This window comes from Pseudomonas sp. PS01298 (genome assembly GCF_029959745.1).
GTDB classification, from domain to species: Bacteria; Pseudomonadota; Gammaproteobacteria; order Pseudomonadales; family Pseudomonadaceae; genus Aquipseudomonas; species Aquipseudomonas aylmerensis.
In genome coordinates this window covers 1-4,953 of sequence record NZ_JASCPP010000202.1, presented here as the reverse complement: position 1 = coordinate 4,953, position 4,953 = coordinate 1, and the positions used below count along the sequence as shown (strand labels likewise).

General features: G+C 62.1%; 4 protein-coding genes. 1 reads left to right on the top strand and 3 read right to left on the bottom strand.

What is annotated here, in order from left to right; genetic code table 11:
• Window positions 1-136 precede the first annotated feature (136 nt).
• The 3 genes from ydcS to QMX97_RS31535 form a co-directional block, all read right to left on the bottom strand.
• Complete coding sequence (gene ydcS, locus QMX97_RS31545; RefSeq protein ID WP_065903220.1) at window positions 137-1,288, bottom strand: putative ABC transporter substrate-binding protein YdcS; 1,152 nt, start codon at window positions 1,286-1,288, stop codon at window positions 137-139.
• Window positions 1,289-1,486: 198 nt separating this feature from the next.
• Window positions 1,487-2,944: a gamma-aminobutyraldehyde dehydrogenase gene (locus QMX97_RS31540; RefSeq protein WP_282398211.1), complete on the bottom strand. Its 1,458-nt coding sequence runs from the start codon at window positions 2,942-2,944 to the stop codon at window positions 1,487-1,489.
• Window positions 2,945-3,076: 132 nt separating this feature from the next.
• Window positions 3,077-3,988, bottom strand: a complete 912-nt coding sequence (locus QMX97_RS31535; RefSeq protein WP_065903213.1) for a LysR family transcriptional regulator — start codon at window positions 3,986-3,988, stop codon at window positions 3,077-3,079.
• A gap of 168 nt (window positions 3,989-4,156) precedes the next feature.
• Here QMX97_RS31535 and QMX97_RS31530 point away from each other — a divergent pair, with 168 nt between their 5' ends.
• Window positions 4,157-4,864: a tellurite resistance TerB family protein gene (locus tag QMX97_RS31530; protein WP_120447764.1), complete on the top strand. Its 708-nt coding sequence runs from the start codon at window positions 4,157-4,159 to the stop codon at window positions 4,862-4,864.
• Window positions 4,865-4,953: the final 89 nt, after the last annotated feature.

Genomic DNA, 4,953 nt, shown 5'->3' with positions numbered 1-4,953 from the left:
GTTGAGGGCGACTCGGTCGAAATGTGGGAGCGGGATTGCTCGCGAATGCGGTGTGTCAGTCACCGATGAATCAACTGAAAGTCCGCTTTCGCGAGCAAGCCCGCTCCCACATGGGGCCGGTGTCGCCTGGGAGTGCTTAGCGCCCACCCATGATCGCGATGTAATCCTGGGTCCAGCGGCTGTACGGCACAAACTTGCCGCCTTCAGCCTGCGGGGTTTTCCAGAAAGCGATCTTTTCGAACTGGTCGAACCCGTTGGTCTTGCAGCCTTCGGCGCCGAGCAGCTCACTCTCTTTACACGCCGCAGGCACCGCCGGCAGCGAGCCGAACCAGGCCGCGACATCGCCCTGGACCTTCGGCTGCAGCGACCAGTCCATCCACTTGTAGGCGCAGTTGGGGTGCTTGGCCTCGGTGTGCAGCATGGTGGTGTCGGCCCAGCCGGTGGCGCCTTCCTTGGGAATGGTCGAGGCGATCGGCTGTTTCTCGTTGACCAGGCCGTTGACCTGATACGGCCAGGCGCTGGAGGCCACTACGCCTTCGTTCTTGAAGTCGCTCATTTGCACGGTGGTGTCGTGCCAGTAGCGGTGGATCAACGGCTGCTGGGCGCGCAGCAGTTCGAGCACGGCCTTGTACTGGGTTTCGGTCAGTTCGTAAGGGCTCTGGATGCCCAGCTCCGGCTTGGTCGACTTGAGATACAGCGCCGCGTCGGCGATGTAGATCGGACCGTCGTAGGCTTGCACGCGGCCTTTGTTCGGCTTGCCGTCAGGCAGGTTCTGCGCATCGAACACCACGTTCCAGCTGGTGGGCGCGGTCTTGAACACGTTGGTGTTGTACATCAGCACGTTCGGGCCCCACTGGTACGGGGTGCCGTAGGTTTGCTGGCCGACCACATACCACGGCGCATCCTTGAGGCGCGGGTCGAGGTTTTTCCAGTTGGGGATCAACGCCGTGTTGATCGGCTGCACACGCTTGCCGACGATCAACCGCAACGAGGCATCGCCGGATGCGGTGACCAGGTCATAACCGCCCTTGGCCATCAGGCTGACCATTTCGTCAGAGGTGGCGGCGGTTTTCACGTTGACCTTGCAACCGGTTTCCTTCTCGAAACCGGTGACCCAGTCGTAGGCCTTGTCGCTTTCGCCACGTTCGATATAGCCGGGCCAGGCGACGATATCCAATTGGCCTTCACCTGCCCCCACCGCTTTCAGCGGTTCGGCGGCCTGAAGGCTGGCGCTGGCCAGCAGCGCGGTGGTCAGGGCACTGAGCAGTGCGGTCTTGTGCGCGGACATGGGGATTCCCTCTTCTTTAATTATGGTCGGGGCAGTAAAAACAGGTATACGGGTTGATTATTGTTTTAGCGTAGCTCTAAGGGCTGAGCTGCAAGTCGCAAGCTGCAAGTCGCAAGCTGCAAGCTGCAAGCCGCAAGCAAAAGCAAAAGCAAACGCAGATCCGCTTTTACTTGCAGCTTGCGGCTTGAAGCTTGCCGCTTATAGCTGACCTCCATGTCTAGCCATGATGTGCCGCACCACGCTGTAGTCCTGAAGCGAATCGCTGGACAGATCTTTCCCATACCCCGAGCGCTTCAAGCCGCCGTGGGGCATTTCGCTGACCAGCATGAAATGGCTGTTGATCCAGGTGCAGCCGTATTGCAGGCGCGCCGCCACCTGCATGGCTTTGTCCAGGTTCTGCGTCCATACCGACGAGGCCAGGCCGTATTCGGAGTCGTTGGCCCAGTCCACCGCCTGTTCCAGCTCATCGAAGCGGGTCACGGTGACCACCGGGCCGAAGACTTCGCGCTGCACGATCTCATCGTTTTGTTTGCAACCGGCGAGCAGTGTCGGCTGGTAATAGAAGCCGGCACCGGAATGTACGGCGGCACCCGTGACCCGCTCGATATGCGGCTGGCCGAGGGCGCGCTCGACAAAACTGGCGACGCGGTCACGCTGGCGCGTGCTGATCAGCGGGCCGAGTTCGTTGTCGGCATCACGCTTGCCGGCAAAGCGCAGGCTACTGACGGCCGCGCCAAGCTCGGCGACCAATTTGTCGTGGATGCCGGCCTGGGCGTAGATGCGGCAGGCCGCGGTGCAGTCCTGGCCGGCGTTGTAATAGCCGTAGGCGCGCACGCCTTCGACCACGGCTTGCAGGTCGGCGTCGTTGCAGACGATCACCGGGGCCTTGCCGCCCAGTTCCAGGTGCGTGCGTTTCAGGGTTTTCGACGCGGCTTGCAGAATTTTCTGCCCGGTGACGATATCGCCGGTCAGCGACACCATGCGCACCTTGGGGTGGCTGACCAAATGGCTGCCGACGCCTTCGCCGCCGCCACACAGAATGTTGATGACCCCGCGCGGCAGCAGTTCTTTAAGGACGGGGGCGAGGGCCAGGATCGACAGCGGCGTATGTTCCGACGGCTTGAACACCAGCGTATTACCGGCGGCAAGGGCGGGGGCGATCTTCCACGCGGCCATCATCAACGGGTAGTTCCACGGCGCAATGGAGGCGACCACGCCAATCGGGTCACGGCGCACCATGCTGGTGTAGCCCGGCAGGTATTCGCCGCTGAGCTGGCCGGTCTGGCAGCGCACGGCCCCGGCGAAGAAGCGGAACACATCAACGGTGGCGCTCAAGTCATCCTGGCGCGCCAGGTGCAAGGGCTTGCCGCAATTGAGTGATTCGAGGCGAGCGAGGTAGTCGGCTTGTTTTTCGATGGCGTCGGCAATGCCCAGCAGGATGATCGAGCGTTGCTGCGGCGTGGTCCGCGACCAGCCGGCAAACGCGCGGTGCGCGGCGAGGATGGCGCTTTCGACCTGTTCGGTGCTGGCTTCGGCGATCTGGGTGAGGACTTCACCGGTGGCTGGGTTGAGGATCGGCTCGACAAAACCCTGGCCCTGGACCAGTTCGCCGTCGATCAGCAACGCAGTGAGCAGCGGGGTGGGCGCGCCGGACATTTTTCGCGATCTCTTTTCTTGTGTGGCCATGGGCGTTCTCTTACAAGGCGCCTGACCTTCTCTTATGGATGAACTGAGAGTAGAGGTCGGGCGCGAGGTCAACAAATACTAAATACTGAATGCAGCATTCGATTAAATAGATGGCTTGCGCGGATGCGGCTGTTCGCGGGCCACGGTCAGGAACGGGTCCACCAGCGCCGGGCGCGCGGTGCCACGGCGCCAGGCCAGGCCCACGTCGAGGGTCTGGCTGAGGTCGGCAATCGGCCGCGCTTCAATAATGTCGCCTTCCAGGGACCAGGGCCGGTAGGTCATGTCCGGCTGGATCGACACTCCCAGGCCGGCAGCCACCAGGCTGCGCACCGCTTCGGTGGAAGCGGTGCGCAAGGTCACGCGTGGCTGCAGCGCGGCTGCAGTCCACAGGCGTTGGGCGTTGTGGCCCATTTCGTCGACATTCAGCTGAATCAATGGCTCGCGCGCCACATCGGCCAGGTTGATGCTGTCGTGCTCCAGCAACGGGTGCTGCGCCGGCAGCCACAGGCGATGAGGCGAGTGGGTGAGGACTTCGGTCTGCAGGGCGTGGCGGTCTTCGAGGTTGGACAGGATCAGCACTCCCACGTCGATCTCGCCGCTGACCAGCAAATGCTCGATGTACGGGCGTTCATCCTCCATCACGCGGATTTCCACATTCGGATAGGCGCGCTGGAAACGGGTCAGCAGGTCGGCAAGGTAATACCCGGCAACCAGGCTGGTCACGCCGATGATCAACTGGCCGGCAACCTGGTCGGTGCTCTGCTGCAGGCTGCGCTTGGCGTTGTCGACGGTGGCAAGAATCAGGTGCGCCTGGCGCAGGAACTGATGGCCCTGGTGGGTCAGGGTCATGCCCTTGGCGTGGCGGTTGAACAGGTTGACGCCGATTTCCTGCTCCAGTTGCTGGATGGCCAGGGTCAGGGTCGACTGGGAAATGAACGCGGTTTGCGCGGCGGCGGAGATCGAGCCCGTCTCGGCCACGGCGATGAAATGCCGGATTTGACGCAAGGTCATCATGCTGGAATTACCAGTGGGGTGTTTTTATAGATTTATCCGAGTGTATATCGATTTAAGCGAAGGGCAGTGGCGTTACATCTGGAAGCACTCTAGATCGGGGCTTTTTGGCACTTAGTTTTACGCTGGGAGCCTATTGGTCCTACGAACCCAAGTGTCTGGAGGCTGCGAATGAATACCCGTGGATTGCTCGATCAACTGCTCAAATCTGGCCAGGACATGTTGCAGAACAAGGCCGGCGGCCAGCGCAAGCCGGACGACAAAGGCGCCCTTGGCGGGCTGCTGGGCGGTGGTGGCCTTGGCAGTCTGCTCGGTGGTGCTGGCGGTGGCGCCCTGGCGGCCGGGGCCATGGGCCTGCTGCTGGGGAACAAGAAAGCCCGCAAGTTCGGCGGCAAGGCCCTGACCTACGGCGGGCTCGCCGCGTTGGGTGTCATTGCCTATAAAGCCTATGGCAACTGGCAGGCAAACCAGGCCAGCGCACCTCAAGGCGAACCGCAAACCATCGACCGTTTGCCACCGGCCCAAGTCGAGCAACACAGCCAGGGCATCCTCAAGGCCCTGGTAGCCGCCGCCAAGGCGGACGGGCATGTGGATGAGCGCGAGCGCGCGCTGATCGAAGGCGAATTCACCAAGCTGGACGATGACCGCGAGTTGCACAGCTGGCTGCACGCCGAACTGAACAAACCCCTGGACCCGGCCGATGTGGCCCGCGCCGCCAGCACCCCGGAAATGGCCGCGGAGATGTACATCGCCAGCGTGATGCTGGTGGATGAGGAGAATTTCATGGAGAAGGCCTACCTCGATGAGCTGGCGCGGCAACTCAAGCTGGAGCCTGGCTTGAAGATCGAGCTGGAAAAACAGGTGCGGCTGGCGCAATAAACGCCTGCCCTGAAGCGATCAAACTGTGGGAGTGGGCCTGCTCGCGAATGCGCTGGTCAGTCATCGAATCTATTGACTGACCCTGCGCC